Annotated in this window: 15 protein-coding genes; 6 read left to right on the forward strand and 9 right to left on the reverse strand. The window is 54.6% G+C overall.

All coding sequences use genetic code 11. The features are described from left to right. Positions 1-109: 109 nt before the first annotated feature. Together CLV58_RS09205 and CLV58_RS09210 are read right to left on the reverse strand one after the other, a co-directional pair. Positions 110-2,509: an ABC transporter permease gene (locus CLV58_RS09205; protein WP_106137494.1), complete on the reverse strand. Its 2,400-nt coding sequence runs from the start codon at positions 2,507-2,509 to the stop codon at positions 110-112. 15 nt (positions 2,510-2,524) lie between these two features. Further along, a complete protein-coding gene (locus CLV58_RS09210; RefSeq protein WP_106137495.1) occupies positions 2,525-4,942 on the reverse strand; it encodes an ABC transporter permease in 2,418 nt (805 codons plus the stop codon). A gap of 46 nt (positions 4,943-4,988) precedes the next feature. Here CLV58_RS09210 and CLV58_RS09215 point away from each other — a divergent pair, with 46 nt between their 5' ends. Beyond that, positions 4,989-5,438, forward strand: coding sequence for a hypothetical protein (locus tag CLV58_RS09215; RefSeq protein ID WP_106137496.1), 450 nt, complete (start codon positions 4,989-4,991; stop codon positions 5,436-5,438). Between the two features lie 5 nt (positions 5,439-5,443). Here CLV58_RS09215 and CLV58_RS09220 read toward each other — a convergent pair whose 3' ends face one another. From CLV58_RS09220 to CLV58_RS09240, 5 genes are all read right to left on the reverse strand, one after another. After that, positions 5,444-5,995 carry a hypothetical protein gene (locus CLV58_RS09220; protein WP_106137550.1) on the reverse strand — a complete coding sequence of 184 codons (552 nt, stop codon included), beginning with the start codon at positions 5,993-5,995 and terminating at the stop codon, positions 5,444-5,446. Between the two features lie 288 nt (positions 5,996-6,283). Beyond that, a complete protein-coding gene (locus CLV58_RS09225) occupies positions 6,284-8,641 on the reverse strand; it encodes an ABC transporter permease (RefSeq protein WP_106137497.1) in 2,358 nt (785 codons plus the stop codon). Between the two features lie 211 nt (positions 8,642-8,852). Beyond that, a complete protein-coding gene (locus CLV58_RS09230) occupies positions 8,853-9,530 on the reverse strand; it encodes an ABC transporter ATP-binding protein (protein ID WP_106137498.1) in 678 nt (225 codons plus the stop codon). Positions 9,531-9,679: 149 nt separating this feature from the next. After that, entirely contained in the window at positions 9,680-10,927 is a 1,248-nt protein-coding gene (locus tag CLV58_RS09235; RefSeq protein ID WP_106137551.1) for an efflux RND transporter periplasmic adaptor subunit, read from the reverse strand. Between the two features lie 179 nt (positions 10,928-11,106). Beyond that, positions 11,107-12,789: a glycosyltransferase family 39 protein gene (locus CLV58_RS09240; protein ID WP_106137499.1), complete on the reverse strand. Its 1,683-nt coding sequence runs from the start codon at positions 12,787-12,789 to the stop codon at positions 11,107-11,109. A 120-nt stretch (positions 12,790-12,909) separates the two neighbouring features. On the opposite strand from CLV58_RS09240, the gene CLV58_RS09245 reads away from it, so the two are divergent. Together CLV58_RS09245 and CLV58_RS09250 are read left to right on the forward strand one after the other, a co-directional pair. After that, positions 12,910-14,313 (forward strand): sigma-54-dependent transcriptional regulator, encoded by a 1,404-nt coding sequence (locus CLV58_RS09245; protein WP_106137552.1) that lies wholly within the window; start codon positions 12,910-12,912, stop codon positions 14,311-14,313. Positions 14,314-14,490: 177 nt separating this feature from the next. Next, the gene (locus CLV58_RS09250; RefSeq protein ID WP_106137500.1) at positions 14,491-15,033 is read left to right on the forward strand and encodes a P-loop NTPase family protein; all 543 of its coding nucleotides are present in this window, start codon (positions 14,491-14,493) and stop codon (positions 15,031-15,033) included. On the opposite strand, the gene CLV58_RS09255 is transcribed toward CLV58_RS09250, so the two are convergent. After that, positions 15,023-15,778, reverse strand: coding sequence for a lysophospholipid acyltransferase family protein (locus CLV58_RS09255; RefSeq protein WP_106137501.1), 756 nt, complete (start codon positions 15,776-15,778; stop codon positions 15,023-15,025). The two genes, CLV58_RS09250 and CLV58_RS09255, sit on opposite strands and share 11 nt — an antisense overlap. Before the next feature lie 187 nt (positions 15,779-15,965). Between CLV58_RS09255 and CLV58_RS09260 the strand changes: the two genes are divergently transcribed. After that, positions 15,966-16,913 carry an acyl-ACP desaturase gene (locus CLV58_RS09260; RefSeq protein ID WP_106137502.1) on the forward strand — a complete coding sequence of 316 codons (948 nt, stop codon included), beginning with the start codon at positions 15,966-15,968 and terminating at the stop codon, positions 16,911-16,913. 6 nt (positions 16,914-16,919) lie between these two features. Next, positions 16,920-18,275, forward strand: a complete 1,356-nt coding sequence (locus CLV58_RS09265) for a sensor histidine kinase (RefSeq protein WP_106137503.1) — start codon at positions 16,920-16,922, stop codon at positions 18,273-18,275. 11 nt (positions 18,276-18,286) lie between these two features. Here CLV58_RS09265 and CLV58_RS09270 read toward each other — a convergent pair whose 3' ends face one another. Beyond that, a complete protein-coding gene (locus tag CLV58_RS09270) occupies positions 18,287-19,738 on the reverse strand; it encodes an MATE family efflux transporter (RefSeq protein WP_106137504.1) in 1,452 nt (483 codons plus the stop codon). Between the two features lie 60 nt (positions 19,739-19,798). On the opposite strand from CLV58_RS09270, the gene CLV58_RS09275 reads away from it, so the two are divergent. Next, positions 19,799-20,575 carry a DUF4290 domain-containing protein gene (locus CLV58_RS09275; protein ID WP_106137505.1) on the forward strand — a complete coding sequence of 259 codons (777 nt, stop codon included), beginning with the start codon at positions 19,799-19,801 and terminating at the stop codon, positions 20,573-20,575. The last annotated feature ends 86 nt before the right edge of the window (positions 20,576-20,661 follow it).

Genomic DNA, 20,661 nt, shown 5'->3' on the forward strand with positions numbered 1-20,661 from the left:
TGGCGGTTTCTCCCGAAGGGTAAAAAGCCATGTGCCAGTCAAGTGAAGTATAAACCTCGCTTGACTGGCACATGACTCGTACCAACAGTGGGTGCCGGGCGGTATCGGATTATTCGCTGCGAAGCGATTTGACGGGGTTGACCAGGGCGGCTTTGATACTCTGGAAGCTGACGGTCAGCAAGGCGACACCTGCTGCCGTTGCACCGGCCAGCGCAAAAATCCACCACGCTACGGGGGTTTTATAGGCAAACCCCTGAAGCCACTGCGTCGCTGCATACCAGGCAATCGGACTGGCAATCAGGATAGCGGTAAGCACCGGTTTCAAAAAGTCTTTAGAAAGCAATAGCATGATACTGCTGACACTGGCGCCGAGTACTTTCCGTACGCCAATCTCTTTGGTCCGTTGTTCGGCCGTGAAAGCGGCCAATCCGAACAGACCCAGACAGGCAATCAGGATAGCCAGTGCCGAGAAGACCAGCACTACCTGCGCCGTCCGTTGCTCCGAACGATACAGCGTATTCAAAAACTCATCAAGGAAGGTGTATTCAAAGGCCGAGTCGGGCATGTCCTTCTGGAAAACAGCTTCCAATTGACGCATGGTTTGGCTCAATTGGGTCGTGTGGGTTTTAACCAGCAGGTAAGGCCGTGATTCGGTATCGGCATTATGGAAAGCGTACGCACCAATAGGTGTGTGAAACGACTGGAAATGGAAGTCATCGACGACGCCTATGATTTCAGCCTGGCCCTCACCGAACAGATTACGGGCTTTCTGACCTATGGCATTTTGTGGCGTAAGCCCCAAGTAATTGACCGCCGTTTTGTTCAGAACAACCTGAACGGTTGTGTCTTTGGCATCTTTGGTAGCTGGTAAGGTGCGACCAGCCAGGAGTTTCAGACCGAGCACATTCATGAACTCGTTGCTAACCCGGTTGGTCTGAATGGCCATGCCTTCGTGCGTATTACCTGCATTGCCCGATCGGCTGATTGTCCGTCCGCTACCGCCACGGCCCGGAAACGTCTGGGCGCGACACACATCGACCACACTGCTGAGGCTTCGGTAGTCGTTCATCAGGGCATCGATCTGGCTTACATCCTTCGCTGCCGATGTCATAACTGCCACCACCTGAGTAGGCTCATAGCCCAGTTTCTGCGCCTGAATAAACTGCAACTGCTGGTAGAAAATGAACGTGCAAACCATTAGAATTATCGAAGCCGCAAACTGAATCACCACCAGCGACCGCCGGAGCATACCCGCCCCCGACTGATTTCGGAAGCTTGTGCTGAGCAGGTATTTGGGCGAAAACGACGACAGGTAAAAGGCAGGATAAGACCCGGCAATGAGTGTAATGAGCAGACCGATCAACAGTAGGCCAACGACTACTTCAGGGGTTAGCAGCGCCATGAACGGTATATGCTTGTCTGTCATCTGGTTGAAAAGCGGTAGGCCCACAACGACAAGGCCAATCGCCAGTATGAGTGCCAACGTAACCATCAGGCCCGTTTCCAGATAAAAGCGGCTAATGAGATGCCTGGCTGATGCGCCAATGGTTTTGATAACCCCGACCTCACGAAAGCGAATCTGCGCTTTGGCCGTCGCCAGATTCATGTAGTTAATCGAGGCAATCAGCAGAATGACAACGGCAAGAATGAGCAGAATCTTAACCTGACGCAGATCGCCGATGCGGGTGGTATTGGTGTTGGTCATATCAGCCGAGTGCAGGTGAACACCGGTGAGTGGTTGAAGCCATATTTTGTACCATTGCTCGGCCTTAGGGACGTGTTTATCGACAAGCCCCGCCAACTGCCTTTCCACCTGCGCCTGTTGCGCCTGCTGACGAAGCAAAATGTAGGTTTCAAAACTGGCATTACTCCAGCTTGGGTTCTGAGCCCAGTGCATACTGCTGAACGAGCCAATCATGTCTGCGTCGATGGTCGACGTACTGGGGAAGTTTCTATAGACTCCCGTTACTTGCAGTGTGTCTTTATTGTCGACGTACAGGGTTTTTCCAATCGGATTATCACTGCCAAAATACCGCTCGGCGGTTGCCTGACTTACTACCACCTTGTGAGGACCGTCCAGTACCGTTTTTGGATTGCCTTGGATCAGCGCAACGTCGAAGATGTCGAACAGACTACCGTCGGCCCAGTAAAAGTTAGTCTCCGCAAATTTCTTATCGCCGGACTTTACAAAGGCAGTCTGACCGAAATTATGACGTAGGAACCGGGCTTGTTGCTCCACTGCGGGAACATTGGCTTTGAGAGCGGGGCCGACAGCGTTGGGGGCATTGCCCCAGTTCATACTTTTTCCATCGAACGTGGCCGTTAAGCCAACCCGATAAATTCGGTCCGCTTTAGCATGATACGTATCGAACAGGAGTTCATCTTTCACGTATAGCATCAGCAGCAGCGCAACGGCCAGTCCGGTTGCCAGACCAAGCAGGTTGAGAAACGTGAACAGGCGATTTTTTAGTAGACCCCGCCAGGCGATTTTCAGATAGTTCGAGAGCATGATGGTGGTAGGGTATTATTCGCTGCGGAGCGATTTGACGGGATTCATCAGGGCAGCTTTGACGCTGCGGAACGAGATCGTAGCGAAGGCAATCAATACCGCCAGCAGACCCGACAGAATGAATACCCACCACGGCATGTCGATGCGGTACGCGAAATCACCCAGCCACTGATTCATGGCGTACCAGGCGAGGGGAGACGCTACGACAATCGCAATCAACACCAGTTTTAGGAAATCACCTGCCAGCAGGGTAACGATGCTGGCGACGGAGGCACCGAGGACTTTCCGAACACCGATCTCCTTGGTCCGCTGCTCAATACTGATGAGCGCGACGGCAAACAGGCCCATGCACGACAGTAGAATCGCAATCCCGGCCGCCGACGAGAAAATCGTAGACAGGCGCTGCTCTTTTTTGTACCAGCGCTCGACGTTTTCGTCGACGAACGAGCCGATGAATTCGTGTTTCGGGTCGATTTCTTTCCAGGCAGCTTTCACCGTTTCCATCGCGCCCGTCAGGTTCTGCGGATTTACCCGAACCAGTACGTAGTTGATTGCATTATCAGGCAACATTTGCAGCGCGATTGGTTCCGCTTTCTTATGCAGGGAATACAGATTGAAGTCGGCAAAGACCCCGACGATCTGGTATTTTCGGCCCGAATCCGGTTCAATGTATTTGCCAATCGGATTGGCTTCACCCAGTTGCTTGGCCAGACTCTCCGATACCAGAATGGCGGCTGTCGAATCGGTACTATAGCTGGGCGAAAATTCACGGCCGGCCTTTAGTTTGATACCCAGCGTTTTCAGGTAATCGAAATCGACGCGCAGCCAGTCGCAGCTGATCTCCCGTTTGTTGTAGTTGAAGCCGTAGGTCATTCGTGACGAACTGCCATCCAGACCGGCACCGATGTTTACCCCCGTTCCAGTTACGGCCACGACGTTGGGCTGATTAGCCAGCCGCTCGCGCATTTGCCGTAGAAAGGTAGTGCCGTTGACATCGCCACCAACGGGTACGCTGATGACCTGCTCTTTGTTCAGACCCATCGGCCGCTGTTGCAGATACGTCACCTGCTGCCGCATGATCAGGGTGCAGACGATGAGCAGACAGGCAATGGCAAACTGAGTGATGATTAGCGTATTGCGCAATACACCCGGCTTGCTGACTTTTACTTTTCCTTTAAGCACTTCAACGGCGCTGAACCGGGTCACAAACCAGGACGGGTAACCGCCGGCTAGCAGGGTAATGAGCAGGAAGCCCAAGCCCGTAACCAGTAGTACGTTCGGGGTCAGGAAATTCTGGATCGACAGGTGGCTGCGGAACAGTTTGTTGAACGTCGGTAGCAGAACATAAGCCATCCCCAGACCAAGCAGCAAAGCGGTACCCGACAGCAGTACAGTTTCGCCCCAGATCTGACCGAACAACTGACTGCGTTGCGCACCCAGCGACTTGCGGACACCCACTTCCCGCGCCCGCGTGATGGACTGGGCGATGGTTAGATTGACGAAGTTGATGCAGGCAATGACCAGGATAAACAAGCCGATCACCAGCAGGCTGTAGATGTATACGCGGCTGGTCGTGTTGCCGCCCATCGATTGATCGAAATGGATGTCGGTCAGCGGTTGCAGCAGCAGGCTACGCTGAAAACCCAGTTCGTTTTTGGGGTAACCCTGTTTGGTTCGTTCGGCAATGTCGCCCGCAAAATACTTGTTCATCAGGGCCTGTAGCCGAGGCTGAAGGCTAGCCGGTGTTACACCGGATTTCAGTTTGATAAATACCGTATGGTTACCGTGGTCCCATTTGTCTTTGTAGGCCTGGTAGTCGTCCTGGTTTTGGCTGGAAATAAGGGCGTCGAATTGTAGCGATGAATTTTCCGGCGAGTCGCCGGCGACACCGGTTACGGTAAATGGTTTCCACTGATCGCCGAGCCGCAGCTGTACCGTCTTGCCCATCGGGCTTACCGAGCCAAACACGGCCTTTGCCATTTTCCCGCTGATGACGATGTCGCTGATGCCCTGCATGGCGGTGCTGGCTTTGCCCTGAAGCATGGGAAAGGAAAACATCGTCAGAAAGTCAGCATCCACGCGCCGAACATCTTCACCGAACGTTTTATCCTGCCAGCGGACACTCGCACTTTGATCGAACCAGCGGGTTACGCCTTCTACCTCCGGAAACTCCGTCCGGATCGCGGGTGAAATCGGATACGGCATGATCGGGCCTCGATCGGGCGTACCATCGCGCTGGGTATCCAGGAAGTTGAGCCGGTAAATCCGACTGGCATCCGCATGGAAGCGATCGTACGACAGTTCAAAGGTGGCGGTCAGAAACAGTAGGATGCAGGTGCCGAACGCGACCGACAGACCGACGAGATTGATCAGCGTATGCGTCCGGTTTTTCCAGAGTGTTCGGAAGGCGATTTTGAGGTAGTTACGCAGCATAAACTTTTGATTAACTTTGAAAAGAAGCGTTTCTTTTTTGTCGACTATGAACGAATATCCACCGCCAAGATCCTTACAGTATCTTGTTCTGGAAGATGAAATGGGTGTCAATGCGCCCATCATTCACCAGAGCGTAATTGCCCGGCTTACCGCCGGACTGTACCCGCTTTATCAGTCGGGCCGGATTCCATTTGAGCCGTTACCGGAAACGATGCTTACCGAAGGCTATGCCAGTCCGGTTCCTGATCTGATTCTGTACGATCATCAGTATGAACAGACACGGGTTATCGTTGAAATATGCCAGAAGAGTGGTCTCAAACATGATACAGGCAAAGTGATCAAGCTGATTGAAGACGACACTTATGGTATTCTTGAAGGGTTCGTTTACAATTACAAAACCAGCCAATGGCTTCGCTACCGTAAAGGCGATGGTGGCCTGACGACCGAATCATCGTTTTCCGACATCCTGCAACTTGAGCTGAACAGCTTTTTATAAGCCGACTATTTCACCGTTACTTCGTTCTGTTGCCCTGTTTTCACGGTAAAGGGAAGGTGCATCTGCTGCACGCCGTTCTGCCAGTATTCGTAGTAATAGGTGCCGGGCTGCAACGACATCGTTCGGGGGAAGCGCCCCTTGTTTTTTGGTGCATCGAACTCTTCCGTAATGGTCGTCGGTCCGCTGACGATCAGTTTCACGCGCCCTTCACAGGTCGGGCAGGTAAACGTAACCGGTACTGTGCGGCTGTCTCTTTCCGATCGGACTGTCTGTGCTACCTGCATGGGCTGATGCGGAGTGGGTGGTGCTTCACCCAGACCCAGCGAATCGAGTACGCGATTTTTCAGGGCATCTTTCTCCCCCCGGCTCATGCCCCGCACGTTGAATGTCCGGTTGTAGGCAAACTGTTGTCCGTTACGCTGCCCGTCAATCTGGATAGACAGCGTTTTATCGTTGTCGTTAATCTGCGAATGAGTGCTGGAATAAGTCGACGTGGATGTTTGGGCCGTCGCGGCAAACGAGATACCCAGCAGCAGAGAAAGTAGGAGCGGTTTCATAATCGATAGCGTTTTGTAGAACAGTATCGAAGGCCGTGCCATGATTTTTAATCGTTGATTATGAACGGGTTAATGGTACGGTTGCAGGTCTGTACGTCCACTATCGGACAGGGGCCGTACGGGCTCGGACGGTCGATGTCCTGAACTGTGCTAGTCTTGAACTGTGCTAGTCTTGAACTGTGCTAGTCTTGAACTGTGATTCTTATGATTGCTTTGATTGCATTGATTTTTTGAATCATAGTCTATCAGCGTAATCACAAGAATCACAGTTCAAGACACGTCAGACAATCATTCGCTGCGTAGTGACTTGACGGGGTTGACCAGCGCAGCCCGGATACTTTGGTAGCTTACTGTCGCCAGCGCGACCACTACCGCTATCAGGGCCGCAAAGGCGAAAATCCACCATGGCAGGGTATCCCGATACACAAAGCTGTTCAGCCATTTGTCGAGTGCCATCCAGGCCAGGGGGGAAGCCAGTACCATGGCAATCAGAACGAGCTTGAGAAAATCCGTAGACAGTAAACCAACGATGCTGGCGACGGAGGCACCAAGCACTTTGCGGACACCGATTTCTTTGGTCCGTTGTTCGGCCGTGAAAGCCGCCAGCCCAAACAAACCTAAACACGAGATCAAGACAGCCAGAATGCCAAAGTAGTTGACCAACTCCTGTACCTGCTGCTCACTACGGTAAAGCTTCTCGTAGTCTTCGTCCAGAAAGTGATAGGTGAATGGATAGTTCGGGTTGAATGACTTAGTCAGTTGTTCCAACTCAGTAAGCGCCTGCTGGGTCTGGCCAGGGTGGGTCTTTATCAGCAAATAGCTTGTATTTCGTGGCGTATAGGTCAGAATCAGCGGATTGATGGCCTGGTGCAGTGAGTTGATATGAAAGTCTTTCATCAACCCAACGATACGACCTTTCCCATACCAGAACGTTACTTCCTTCCCAACCGGATCGCGCATGCCCATTAACTTGGCCGTGGCTTCATTGATGAGGTAATTCGAGGAGTCGGCTGGACTATCGGCACGGAAATCCCGGCCTGCAACCAGCTTGATGTTCATCGTTTTGACAAAGTCGTTACCGACAGACATGGTCGATACACTGGTTTCCATACCGGGTTCCTTCCCCGGCCAGACCAAGTCACCCGATGTACTCTGAATATCGATTGGGAGCATGTTGGCTGTCGATACCGAACTAATCGATGGAAGCTGGCTAACGGCCCGCCGGACGACATCCAGCTTTTTGTCACTGGCCAGCTCGCCTTCCAGCGGAATCGAGATAACGTTCTCCCGGTCGAGACCCAGGTTATGGGTACGGAAAAACCTCATTTGCCGACTAACGGTCAGCATGCCTATGATCAGAAACATCGACAGACCAAACTGGAATACGACCAGCGTCCGGCGGAACAGGGCAGGTCCGCTACCAGCCTGTAAGCGCCCTTTCAGAATACGAATGGGTTGGAGGCCCGACAAAAACAAGGCCGGGTAACTGCCCGAAACGAAGCCGGTTATCAGTACCAGACCGGCAACGAGTTGCCAGAGCATGGGTTCGGTCAGGCTGAGGGTTAGTTGCTTGTCGAATAGTGTGTTGAATGTCGGTAGTGCCATACGGACCAGTACCAGCGACAGGATGATCGCCAGCAAACTCGTCAGGATCGACTCACTCATGAACTGACCGATCAGCGAGGAGCGTAGCGCACCGACGACCTTGCGCACGCCTACTTCTTTCGCGCGGATGGCTGAGCGAGCCGTTGCCAGGTTCATGAAGTTGATACAGGCTACCAGCAGGATAAACAGGGCAACGACGGAGAAGATGCGAACGTACTCGATACGGCCACCGACCGGCTTGCCATTCTTGTAGTCTCTGTACAGATGCAGATCGGTGAGCGGCTGCAACATGGCGACATTCTCGCTGTGCTCTTTGGGGGCATGCCGTTTGTAAAGCAATTTCATCGACGCTTCCGCCTGCGCCTGTGTAGTGTTGGGGTTGAGCCGTGCATAGGTCATGAAGGAATTATTACCCCACTTCGTCTGCCAGTCCTGCTCCTGCACTTTCCAGTTGACGATCCAGTCGAACTGAATCGTTGATGCAGTTGGCAGGTTATCGACAACCGCACCGACGACGTAGAATTTGTCGTTGTCAAGTTGCAGCGTTTTGCCCAGCGCCTGTCCATCCGGAAAAAATTTCTCAGCCAGTTTCCGGGAAACAACGATCTGATTGGTTTGCGCCAATGCCGTCTTTGGATTACCCTGTAAGGCAGTCATGTCGAATACATCGAAAAAGGCGCTCGTGGCGAAATGACCAAATTCCTTGGCTTTTCGATCACCAACTTTAACCAGATAATCGCGCCCCCAGTCTGTTTTCGTGACGGCATCTACTTCCGGTACATCGTTGGCAATAGCTTCCTGCAAAGGCCCCGGCGTGACGAAGTTGGTGTAGATTTCACCCTGGTACTCCGACTGAAACCGCACGAAGTAGATGTTCTTCGCATTGGACCAAAAGCGGTCGTAGCTCAGCTCGTCGCGTACCCACAAGCCAATCAATAAGGCACAGGCCATGCCCAACGCCAGACCGAATACATTGATGCCGGAATACAGTTTGTGCTTGAGCAAACTGCGAACCGCTATTTTGATATAGTTGCGAAGCATAGGGTAGAGGGTTGAACTGTGATTGTCTGAACTATGATTCTTGTGATTACTTTGATTGACAATGATTTAAAAAAATCACAGCCGATCTGTGTAATCAGATGAATCACAGTTCAAGACAATACTGAACTATGATTCATCTGATTGCTTTGATCGCATTGATTTCTTGAATCACAGTCTATCAGCGTAATCACAAGAATCACAGTTCAGATACTTACACGTGGAAGTTCTCAGTGACGACTTTTCCGTCGAACAGGTTGACGATCCGGTGGGCGAACCCCGCGTCGTAGGGTGAGTGCGTAACCATGATGATCGTAGTGCCTTCGTCGTTAAGCTCACCCAGCAGTTTCATCACTTCTTCCCCGTTTTTCGAATCGAGGTTACCCGTCGGTTCATCGGCCAGGATCAGCTTGGGTTTCGCCACGACGGCCCGCGCAATGGCAGTCCGCTGCTGCTGACCACCCGACAGTTGCTGTGGGAAGTGGTTCCGGCGGTGCATGATGCTCATCCGCTCCAGCGTCTCTTCCACGCGCTTTTTCCGCTCGTCGGCGGGCGTTTTCAGGTACAGCAGCGGCAGTTCAACGTTTTCGTAGACCGTCAGTTCGTCGATGAGGTTGAAGCTCTGGAAGACAAAGCCGATCGAGCCCTTCCGCAACTGCGCCCGCTGCCGTTCAGTCATCCGGGCAACTTCGGTGCCGTAGAAGTTATACTCGCCCTCACTCGGATTGTCGAGTAGCCCCAGGATGTTCAGCAGCGTCGATTTACCGCACCCCGACGGGCCCATGATAGCGACGAACTCGCCATCTTTTACTTCCATGTTAATGCCGTTCAGCGCCGTCGTTTCAACTTCCTCGGTCGCGAAAAGCTTCTGTAAATTAACCGTTTGTATCATGGTTGAACAGTGATTTATCTCGAACTGCTGTCTTGAACTGTGATTTTTTTGATTGTGATGATAGGCTATGATTCATAATTAAGAAAAATCACAGTCAATCAGTGTAATCAAAAAAATCACAGTTCAAGACAAGCACAGTTCAAGACGAATTAGAAATTCAGTACCTCGTTGTCGCCGAAATTCTCGTACGAACTGGTGATGACCTGATCGCCGGGTTCCAGACCCGACAGTACTTCGTAAAATTCGGGGTTCTTACGGCCCAGCGTGATGCTGCGTTTCACGGCCCGCTTACCGGTTTTGTCGAGCACGTATACCCAGTTGCCACCCGTGTCGGAGAAGAAGCCACCCACCGGCAGCAGCGTGGCCTTGGCCGCTTTGCCCAGTTCCAATTGTATCGGCGACGATTGGCCACGCTTGATGCCTTGGGGTGCCCCCTGTGGGAAAATCATGTCGACCTCAAACCGGCCGCTTTTTACTTCCGGGTACACCCGGCTGATGCTGAGTGGATAGTTCTTGCCGTTGAATTCGAAGGTGCCGTTCAAGCCCGCGAATACCCGGCTGATGTAATGTTCATCGACCCCGACACGCATCTTGAAGCCGTTCATGTCATCGATCTGCCCGATGTTCTGGCCCCGGTTGATGTTCGAGCCAACTTCTACGTCGATACTCGACAACTGCCCCGATACGGGGGCTTTGACGACCAGGTTGTCGAGCGTCTGCTGCCAGAGGGCTACGTTGCGCTGCGTGCGGTTCAGCGTTCCTTCGAGTTGTTTAATCTGAATCTTGGCGTTGTCTTCCTGATACTTCTGCGATTCGATGTCGATTTTGCGCTGTCCGACCAGCCGTTCGTAGGCTCGTTTGGCTTTTAGGTAATCTTCCTCCGACACGACTTTATCCTTGTACAGCTTGCTCTGCCGGTCGTAGGTGTCTTTGGCCTGATCGATTTGGGCTTCGAGGTCGGCGAGGTTTTTTCGCAGCGTAAACCGCTCGATTTGCAGGCGTTGGCGCGTGTTCTGCAATTCGTTGACGAGCCGGTTGGCTTCGGTTTCCGATTGCAGGAAGCTGAGTTTGAGGCTCTGATTTTCCAGTTTCAGCAGTACGTCGCCCTTCTTCACCGTGCTCCCCCCCTCGACCAGCTTCTGCGTTACGTAGCCGCCTTCGATCGCGTCGAGCCGGATGGTTTTCAGCGGCTGAACAACGCCTGTTACGGCGATGAAATCTTCGAATGGACCCGTCGATACGGCCGACACGGTGATCTTATCTTTCTCGACATTCAATGCAGAACGACGGTCGGCGAAGACAAACGTGTACAGTAAAAGAGCCGTTAACAAGGTGCCGCCCCCAACGAGGGCAAGGCGCTGATTTGTCCAGAAACGTTTAGGTAAGACGCGATCCATGTGTTCAATGAGCGAATGAGTGAATGTTGACTGAGCGAGTAGCTTCGCTTCTTCATTCGCCATTTACTACTGAACCAATGCTATGCCAATCTTGGTGGATGCTTGATTGTCAGTAAGTTGGATAGATTGTTTTGATGTGGGCTGTCCGATAGCGGACGATGCGTGTCCGGTCGGTGAACCTATCGCTGCACCTCCAGCAGTACATACGGTTTCGTTGTTGCTGCACGGGTTTGGTAGTTCATAAATGCCGGTTCGGGCTGCGTGATGTGGTAATAAGGAAAAGTCGCGACGTGCTGTACCCGAAAGCCGTGGTTGGTTAGCGTGTCGGCATACGGTGCCGAGGTGAATACCAGCATCGGGCGATTCGTTACCTGCCGGCGCAGGGTCGAATCGGTATGGACGTACTGCGTCGGCCCCCGAAAGTCAAACTCATACGTCCAGGAGCTTTCGCCGAAGGTGTCGGAGCCGTACAGAAACGTTTTCCGGCCAGCCAGGGTCGGCGACTGATTGGCAAAAGCAGCAGCGGCCATGCCAGCCTGATACTGTACGAACGTGCCGAACAGAAAGACGTTGACAACTACGGCCACTACCAGCATGACGAGCGTCATGCGCCCCACCAGCGAGGGTAAATCGCTTTGCCGAAACAGCAGCAACATAACGATGGTCACCACCGCCATCCCGATCAGCCCCATTGTCAGTCGGTTGGGATGAACAAACAGCATCAGCGGCACTAGGAGGCCAATCAAGGCCAGCCCAATCACGAGCTGACCAATCGACCAGCGACGCAGGTTGGTGGCGCTGAGCTTGACCAGAAACTGCGCGGTCAGTACGGCGTAGAAGGGAAATAGGATGTTGAGGTAGTGCGGGAGCTGAAACCGCGACAGCGAGAACACGATAAACATCAGCAGCCCCGTCCCCAGCGAGACGTATTCCGGTAGTGGGTGCTGCCGTTTGACCAGCCGCCCAATTGCCTGTCCGACGCTCACGTACAAGGGCAACGACCAGGGCAGAAATGCCCAGAGCAGCGTGTGGAGAAAGAAAAACTTGTCGCCGTCGCCCTTGATCGGACCGGTGTTGAAGAACCGACCAAACTGACTGTCCCAGAAGAAAAACCGAATACCCGATACGTTGGTCCGCCCGAACACGACCGTTTCCGGGTGCTGATCGAATTGCACGTACAGGCAATACAACTCGGGCAGTGCGAAGAGCATCGACAGGATAGCTGCTACGTACCAGCGTGGCTTGAGCAACTCGCGCCAGTTCCCCGTCAACAACCAGTCGACAACCAGGCCCGATCCGATCGTCAGCACGACGAATGGCCCTTTGGTCATCATGGCGCAGCCCGTCAGTAGGGCACCGGCCCACAGGTGCCAGCCGGGGCCATTGCGGTAGAGCCGGTAGAAGTGATAGACCGCCCCGATGATAAGACCCGTCAAATACGGTTCGGCCCGTACGTCGTTGTTCGACAGAATAATGTGAAAGGTCGTTAGTAAAACCAGCGTCGCGACCTGTGCGACCAGTTTTGAATAGGCCAGCCGGGCAAACAGGTAGGTGTAGTATACCCCGCCGAAGAAAAACAGCAGCGCGGGCAACTTATAGGCAAATGAACTGACACCGAACAGACTATAGCTGATGGCCGTCATCCAGAACTGAAAGTGTGGCTTGTCGAGCCAGTCGCGGCCAAACACGTAGAGCCGAACCCAGTCGCCCGTTTCCACCATCGTTTTGGGCAGCGTAGCATATAGCGCGTCGTCGGGTTCGATAATCGGCACCAGCAAACCGGTTGCATTCAAAAGCAGGCCAATGGCGACGAGCGCGTAGAAAAGTCGGTTGTCGAGCGGAGCGGGAGCGGCTGTAGTCATTCGTAGAAACCGATGGCGGATACCACCCCGGTCAGGCGGCAAAGTTGGCAAGAAATGGGCAATCATTCGTTTATTCCCGAACGGGAAGCAACATTTGCCCGGCTCTTCTATCTTTGGCCTATGCAAGAATCACGAGTACTGCTGGTCGACGACGACCCCGATGTATTGCTGGCGGCCCGCCTGTTGTTGAAACGTCATTTCGGCTCGATCGATATCGAAAAAAATCCCGAAAAACTGCCGTTCCTGCTTAACAACAGTCACTATGACGCCATTGTACTCGACATGAATTTTCAGCGCGACGTCAGCAGTGGTCGCGAAGGATTTGCCTGGCTGGACCGTATTCTGGACATCGACCCCCAGGCGCGGGTAGTGCTGTTCACCGCTTACGGCGACGTGGAGATGGCCGTGCGGGCGATGAAAGCGGGTGCGGTCGACTTCGTGCTGAAACCCTGGCAGAACGATAAATTCGTTGAAACGATCCGGGGCGCGATTGCCCGGGGTGAATCCGCTCGCCGGACTGGTGGCGATGAGCGGAAGAACGACAACGCAGCGTCGGCCGGTAAGAACGATAGCAGCCGGAAGCCGGCGAAAAGTACGGCGGGGCCATCACTCACGCAGTCGCTCGTCGGTCCCTCGCTACGCCCGTTGCTCGATACCATCAGCCGAGTTGCGCCGACTGACGCCAACATGCTGATTCTGGGTGAGAACGGGACTGGGAAGGACATGATCGCCCGCGCCATCCACGCGCAGTCGAACCGACGCGACAAACCGTTTGTCAGTGTCGACGTGGGTGCGCTGACCGAAAGCCTGTTCGAGAGCGAACTGTTCGGTCATGTCAAAGGAGCCTTTACCGATGCCCGTGAAGACCGGCTCGGCCGGTTTGAGGAGGCCAACGGCGGAACGCTTTTCCTGGATGAGATCGGTAACCTGACGCTGGCGCAACAGGCCCGGCTGCTGACCGTATTACAGCAGCGACAGGTGACGCGCGTCGGCAGTAACAAAGCCCGTCCCGTCGACATTCGCCTGATCTGCGCGACCAATGTCGACCTGAACGAGCGCGTGGCCGACCGGAGTTTCCGGCAGGATTTGCTGTACCGGATCAACACCATCGAACTGGTGCTGCCACCGTTGCGACAGCGCCCCGAAGACCTGCGCTTGCTGGCTGAACATTTCATCGATCGCTACGCCCGGCAGTACAATCGGCCCGTAACCGGACTAAGCGCGGCTCTGCTGACCGAGATGAAAAGTTACGACTGGCCGGGTAATGTGCGGGAGCTACAGCACAGCATCGAACGGGCAGTCATTCTGGCACCGGGTACCATACTCGAACCCGCTGACATGGCCTTCCGCAAGAGTACAGCGGCTTCGTCGCCGGTTATGCAGACCATGCAACTCGACGATATGGAACGGCAACTGATTCAGCGCGCCATGCAGAAGCATCAGGGAAATATCACCGACGTCGCCCGTGAACTGGGTCTGTCGCGGCAGGCGCTCTATCGGCGGCTTGAGAAGTTCGGCATGTAAGTGGCTCACAGAAAGACCCATTTTTTGTTATCCCGACGTCAGGAGGGATCTTCGGAGTAGAATAAAAGTCTCCTTTCACCGAAGATCCCTCCTGACGTCGGGATGACAGAGAAAATTCCTGGTTGTCTGCCTGGCGTGATGAATAGAAGTTAATGTATGTGTTGTAGCCTGTTGTCGATGAAACGAGTCGCTATTTTCGGGAGTCCGGGTTCGGGGAAATCAACGCTGGCCCGGCACCTGGCTGACCGGACAGGGATACCCGTTTTTCATCTCGACAAATATTTCTTCAGTCCGGGCTGGGTGATTCAGGCAGACGAGGTGTTTACGGCGGCTATTGCGGGTATCGTCGTGAATGAACAGTGGATAACGGACGGCAATTACACCCGCGAATCGGCCGTTGCCGGGCGCATCGATCGGGCGGATACGCTCATCCTGCTGGAACGGCCGCGCCTTGTCTGCCTGTGGCGGGTCGTTCGCCGAATCCTGAAAAACTACGGCCGGGTTCGCGCCGATCAGGCGGCCGGATGCCCGGAACGGCTGGACTGGGATTTTCTGCGGTTCGTGTGGAATTACCCCGCCAAAACAAAGCAGATCCGGCAAATCCTCCGCGAGCAACCCGCCGATAAAACCGTGCTGATTCTACGGACTAACGATGACGTCGAGCGCTTCCTGGATCGCTCGGTTCCGGTGTGTGAACGGGCTTGTTCGGCTAGGCGTTGACCATCGCCAGCGGATGCGCAAGTTCAGCCGTGATAGCCGCTTCGGCCTGACGGACCACCTCGTCGGCAGATTGACCGGCGGGGTCGATGGGCGGTAGTGTTACCCAGGATAGCCGCGAAAATGACGTCAATGGAAACAGTCCTTTCGGCGTAAACGCACCCGAACCGCGAATGGCAATGGGGACAACAAGAGCTTTGGGTGCCCGCTTGAGTAATACGCTCACGCCACCCGTCGCAAACGGGCGCATCTGTCCCGATGCCGACCGTGTTCCCTCTGGAAAAATCACCGCCGACAGGTTCTGTTCCTGAATCAGTTTACCCAGCCGCGAAATCTCCATGATGGCCTGTTTGGAGTCTTTTCGGTCGATCAGGGCGGCCCCGCTTTTGCGCAGGTTATACGACACCGCCGGCGTACCGTGCGCCAGTTCAATTTTCGACACGAAGGTGGGCGTGTGGGCGCGCAGGAACCAGATGATCGGCGGAATATCGAACATGCTCTGGTGATTGGCAACGAAAATGATGGGCCTGTCAGTGGGAAGCGGTGTTGTCTGCCGGAAGCGAACCGTCGTGCCGGTAAGCAGCCAGCCAAAGGTCATGCTGGCGTTCATGTAATCGACGACTTTCTTGTGGGCGGGGCGGCCAAAGACGTTGAATGCAAACGCCTGTAACACATGGAAAACCAGCAACACCAGACCGAAATAAAGGACGTAAACGACACTCAGTACGTAGTCGAGCAATTTTTTCATACAGCCACGGACAGGCAAATGGGTATTTTTCAGCCAAAAATAACCGATGCCGGTATAGGTTCGTTATTTAAGTGCCGATGCGTACAAATAACCCACCGGAATAGCCGTAACTTGCTTACCATTTTCAGTTTTCAGAACGCTTTTACGCAACTCATATATGGCTTTATCTGGCTCACGGCTGGACGTCATGCGGCACGTCGGCGAAAATCTTGACACCCTGCTCGGCGATTACCTCAAACCCATTGAAACCAACTGGCAACCGTCTGACTTCCTGCCCGACAGTCGGCAGGAGGACTTCCCGGAGCAGGTCCGGCTGTTTCGCGAAAGCGCCCGCGAACTGTCGTACGACTACATGGCCGTGCTCGTTGGCGATACGATTACCGAAGAAGCACTGCCCACGTATGAGTCGTGGCTGATGGATATGGAAGGCGTCAATCAGGCGGAACCCACCGGCTGGACCTCGTGGATTCGCGGCTGGACGGCCGAGGAAAACCGGCATGGCGACCTGCTCAACAAATTTCTGTACCTGTCGGGTCGCGTGAACATGCGGGCAATGGAGGTATCGACGCAGTACCTGATCGCCGACGGCTTCGACATCGGTACCGGTACCGACCCCTACAAAAACTTCGTGTACACCTCGTTTCAGGAGCTGGCAACGAACGTGTCGCACCGCCGGACGGCTACGCTGGCCAAACAGGCGGGTTGTCCGCAACTGTCGAAAATCTGTGGTGTCATCGCGTCCGACGAAATGCGCCACGCCAAGGCCTACAAGGCATTCGTAAGCAAAATTTTCGAAGTCGATCCGTCGGAGATGATGCTGGCGTTCGAGGAGATGATGCGCAAAAAGATCGTTATGCCCGCTCACTTCCTGCGCGAAACAGGGGTGAAACTGAGTCAGACGTTCAGCCACTTTTCCGACGCGGCTCAGCGCATTGGCGTGTACACGACTAACGACTACATCGACATCATTGACGCGCTGTTGATCGACTGGCATATCGACGCGGTTACTGATCTGAACGATGCCGGACAGCGGGCTCGCGACTACCTGATGGCATTGCCTGCGCGGCTACGTCGGGTCGCTGATCGCACCAAAATTCCGACGCTTGAATATCCGTTCAGCTGGATTGCTGCGTAAGCCGTCATGGATCGGTTTGCGTTTGGCATCGGCTGGCGATTAACGGCCATTCTGCTCCTGATGGGGGGCGGAGTGGCCGTTTACGCATGGGCGCACACCTGGCCGGTACTCGTACCGATCGGGGCTGCGTGGCTGGTACTGGTGGTTAACTTGTACCAGTTTGTGATTGGGGTAAACCGGAAGCTGATTCGTTTTCTGGAATCGGTACAGTACGCTGATTTTGCCGTTTCCTTTCGCACCGACAATCAGTTGGGACCGACGTTTCAGGACCTGAACCGGCAGTTCAACGCCGTGCTCGATGCCTTCCGGCAGGCGCGTGCTGAGAAAGAAACCAGCCTGCATTACGTCAATACTATCGTGCAGCACGTCAGTGTCGGGCTGCTCACATTCGATACAAACGGTCAGGTCGAACTGGTCAATCAGACGGCGCTGCGACTGCTGAACAGCTACCGGCTCCGCAATCTTTCTGAACTGGAAACAACCCATCCCGAGCTGGCAACGCAGCTACAGGCCATTTCCGGCGCGAAAGGGCCGATTGTATACCGAACGCCGGCCGATGACGAACTGTCGATTCGGGGCACGGCGGTGCAACTGCGGGGCCGTTACATTACCATCGTCTCCATTCAGAACATCCGGTCGGAGTTGCAGCAGCGCGAACTCGATGCCTGGCAGAACCTGACGAAGGTACTGCGGCACGAAATCATGAATTCCATAACGCCGATTGTATCGCTGGTGGGTACCATGCGCGACATCGTCGAGACAGATCTGGCACCGGTGGCTGAGTCCGGTGGCGGGCCGGTCATGGTCGACGTGTCGGATTCGATTGCCGATCTGCGCGACGCACTGGCAACCATCGAGCAGCGGGGAACGGGTATCATGCAGTTTGTTGATGCCTACCGTCATTTTACAACCATCCCGCAGCCTGTGCTGGCGTCGGTTGCCGTCGGTGCCTTACTGGACCGGGTAATCAGACTGGCCCTGGCGGCTTATCCGCATTGTCCCATCGAGCGCGGTGACGTAGCCGCCAGTCTGACGCTTCGCGCCGATGCCGCCCAGATCGAAATGGTGCTGCTGAATCTGCTGAAGAATGCCGCCGAGAGTATGGAGCGCAGCGCAGCGCCCCAGATTCAGGTCCGTGTGGAGCAAAGTGGCGGGCAGATACGTATTCATGTTGCCGATAACGGACCGGGCATCGAACCCGAAGCGCTAGAGCAGATATTTATCCCGTTCTACACAACCCGGAAAACCGGTTCCGGTATTGGATTAAGCCTGTCGCGGCAAATCATGCAGCGGCACGGAGGCCAGTTGCTGGTCGAATCGCAGCCGGGGCAGGGAAGCACGTTCACCATGATCTTTGGCTAGTCGGATCAGGACTATGCGGTCAGGGTCGAAATAGCTGCCTGACGCAACCGACGGATGCGTCGGAAGAAGCGGGTCGTCAGCAGGGCGGCTGCGACAGTCAGGCCGGTGAGTAAACCGATCCAGACGCCGATCGCATCCAGACCAAGCGGAAACGCCAGTACATAACTCAGCGGCAGGGCGATGACCCAGTACGAAACCAGCGACATCAGCGTCGGTACGTTGACGTCTGCCATCCCGCGCAGACTACCCAGCGCCACGACCTGCACACCGTCGGAAAGCTGGAAGAAGCCCGCGATGATAACCAGCGATGCGGCAATGCGCATTACGTCGGGATTGTCGCGAATGTAGAGCGAAACCAGCCAGTCGTTGGCCGTCAGGAATAGCGCGGCAGCCAGCGTCATCAGGCTGAGCGATAGCGCAAAAGCTGCTACCCCTGCCCGCAATGCACCGTCGACGTCGCTGAAACCGATAGCCGCACCAACCCGAATCGCTGCGGCCGATGAGATGCCCGTCGCCATCATATACGTCACCGATGCCATGTTGATGGCAATCTGGTGCGCAGCCAGCCGATCGTCGCCCAGCCAGCCGACGATGACTACGGCCAGGGAGAACGTAGCAACTTCAAAGAAAAAGGTTAATCCGCCCGGAATCCCCAGGCGCAGAATCTGATTGATTTCGGCCCGAACCGGCAGTTTCGCAAATTCGGCTAGCAAGTACGGTTTGAATGACGGCTGCCAGTAAACGTAAACCAGCATGGCTACAGCCATGTACACGCGGGACAGCAACGTCGCGGCCGCCGATCCCATCAGCCCCCAGGCCGGAAATGGACCGACTCCCGTGATAAAGACGTAGTTGAACAGGGCGTTGAGCAACAGCGCCGATAACGTAATCAGCATGGCTACGCGGGGCTTCCGCAGGCCGTCGCACAGTTGCCGGGTCGCTACGAAGACCAGCAGCGGCAGCACCGACGCGCTCAGAATAAGCATGAAATCACGCGCCAGCCGGGTTACGTCGGGCGATTGCCCAAACAGGTCGAAGTAAAACGCCAGTATCACCGACAGCCCGCCCAGTACGACGCTCATCAGTACCGACGCCCACAGGCCGGCCCGAAACAGGCGGTTGATCAGCGGGGCATTATCCTGACTATTGGCCTGTGCGACCAGCGCAGCAACAACTGATAAGCCACCAACACCCACGCTCGACATCAGGAATGAGAGTGACGTTGCCAGCCCAGCTGCCCCCAGCGGAACCGCTCCCAGCAGCCGTCCGACAAATAGATTATCGGTAACGCCCATCAGTACCACACCCAGCTGGGCGATGATGATCGGGACGCTCAATCGGAAGGTGTCGACTAGTTCGGGACGGTACGTGCGTAGAAACGGTTTCAGTGGGCAGAGAGCCGGTATGGCGTTTGTGAGCGACAAAGGTAGCGCCTTTCTCCGACCTTGCCGATGTGGGTGCATACAGGCAGTGGATACTGGTTGATTGTTCGTACTTTTGTCCATACTCCAACAGCAAGGCTCTTGAAAGAATACGGCAGCAGTATACAAAAGCTGGTTGATAACATGGTCAACATCGAAGATCGGGAGAAGCGTACCCGTTACGCCCACATCCTGATCGAGCTGATGCGCCAGATTCACCCCGGCATGAAGGAAGGTCAGGACTACTACAATAAACTGTGGGACGATCTTTACATTATCTCCAACTTCACGCTGGACGTCGACAGCCCGTATCCACCTCCGTCGGAAGAAGCCCTGGGCCGGCACCCGCAGCCGGTACCTTACAATACGCACCACCTGAAGTTCAAACACTTTGGGCGTAATGTCGATTTACTGGTAGCGAAAGCCGTCGCACTGGACGATGCCGATGAACGGCGGGCCTTTGTGTCGTATCTGGTACGGCTGATGCGCACGTTCTACCAGGCCTGGAACAAAGAAGCGGTTGAAGACGAGACGATCTACGAGGGCCTGATCGAGATATCGAAAGGTAAACTGTACGACGACGTCAAGCTGATTCGTGAGCAGGGGCTGGTTGAGTCGACGCCACGGGAACGGGCCGGCGAAGCGTCGCAACCGCAGCGCATTGGTGGTGGCAACAACCGCAACAACCAAGGTGGTAACCAGAATCGGAACAACAATAACGACCGACGTAACTTCAACAACCGCAACCAGGGGGGCAATCAGAACCGGAATAATAACAACAACGACCGGCGCAACCTGGGTAATAACAACAACCGCAATAATCAGGGCGGGGGCGGGCAGAACCGGAACAACAACAACAATGACCGGCGTCGCCGGTAAGTTGTCGGTCGGGTGATTACAGGGCGGGCTTGCTGCTTTATTTACGCTAACTCAATAAACAACCAGATAGCGTCGTCGGGTGGTGG

This window comes from Spirosoma oryzae, from assembly GCF_003002825.1.
Classification (GTDB): Bacteria; Bacteroidota; Bacteroidia; order Cytophagales; family Spirosomataceae; genus Spirosoma; species Spirosoma oryzae.

Coding starts and splice junctions, on each gene's coding strand:
- CLV58_RS09205 (WP_106137494.1), bottom strand. CDS start 2,509: ATGCTCTCGAACTATCTGAAAATCGCCTGGCGGGGTCTACTAAAAAAT.
- CLV58_RS09210 (WP_106137495.1), bottom strand. CDS start 4,942: ATGCTGCGTAACTACCTCAAAATCGCCTTCCGAACACTCTGGAAAAAC.
- CLV58_RS09215 (WP_106137496.1), top strand. CDS start 4,989: ATGAACGAATATCCACCGCCAAGATCCTTACAGTATCTTGTTCTGGAA.
- CLV58_RS09220 (WP_106137550.1), bottom strand. CDS start 5,995: ATGAAACCGCTCCTACTTTCTCTGCTGCTGGGTATCTCGTTTGCCGCG.
- CLV58_RS09225 (WP_106137497.1), bottom strand. CDS start 8,641: ATGCTTCGCAACTATATCAAAATAGCGGTTCGCAGTTTGCTCAAGCAC.
- CLV58_RS09230 (WP_106137498.1), bottom strand. CDS start 9,530: ATGATACAAACGGTTAATTTACAGAAGCTTTTCGCGACCGAGGAAGTT.
- CLV58_RS09235 (WP_106137551.1), bottom strand. CDS start 10,927: ATGGATCGCGTCTTACCTAAACGTTTCTGGACAAATCAGCGCCTTGCC.
- CLV58_RS09240 (WP_106137499.1), bottom strand. CDS start 12,789: ATGACTACAGCCGCTCCCGCTCCGCTCGACAACCGACTTTTCTACGCG.
- CLV58_RS09245 (WP_106137552.1), top strand. CDS start 12,910: ATGCAAGAATCACGAGTACTGCTGGTCGACGACGACCCCGATGTATTG.
- CLV58_RS09250 (WP_106137500.1), top strand. CDS start 14,491: ATGAAACGAGTCGCTATTTTCGGGAGTCCGGGTTCGGGGAAATCAACG.
- CLV58_RS09255 (WP_106137501.1), bottom strand. CDS start 15,778: ATGAAAAAATTGCTCGACTACGTACTGAGTGTCGTTTACGTCCTTTAT.
- CLV58_RS09260 (WP_106137502.1), top strand. CDS start 15,966: ATGCGGCACGTCGGCGAAAATCTTGACACCCTGCTCGGCGATTACCTC.
- CLV58_RS09265 (WP_106137503.1), top strand. CDS start 16,920: ATGGATCGGTTTGCGTTTGGCATCGGCTGGCGATTAACGGCCATTCTG.
- CLV58_RS09270 (WP_106137504.1), bottom strand. CDS start 19,738: ATGCACCCACATCGGCAAGGTCGGAGAAAGGCGCTACCTTTGTCGCTC.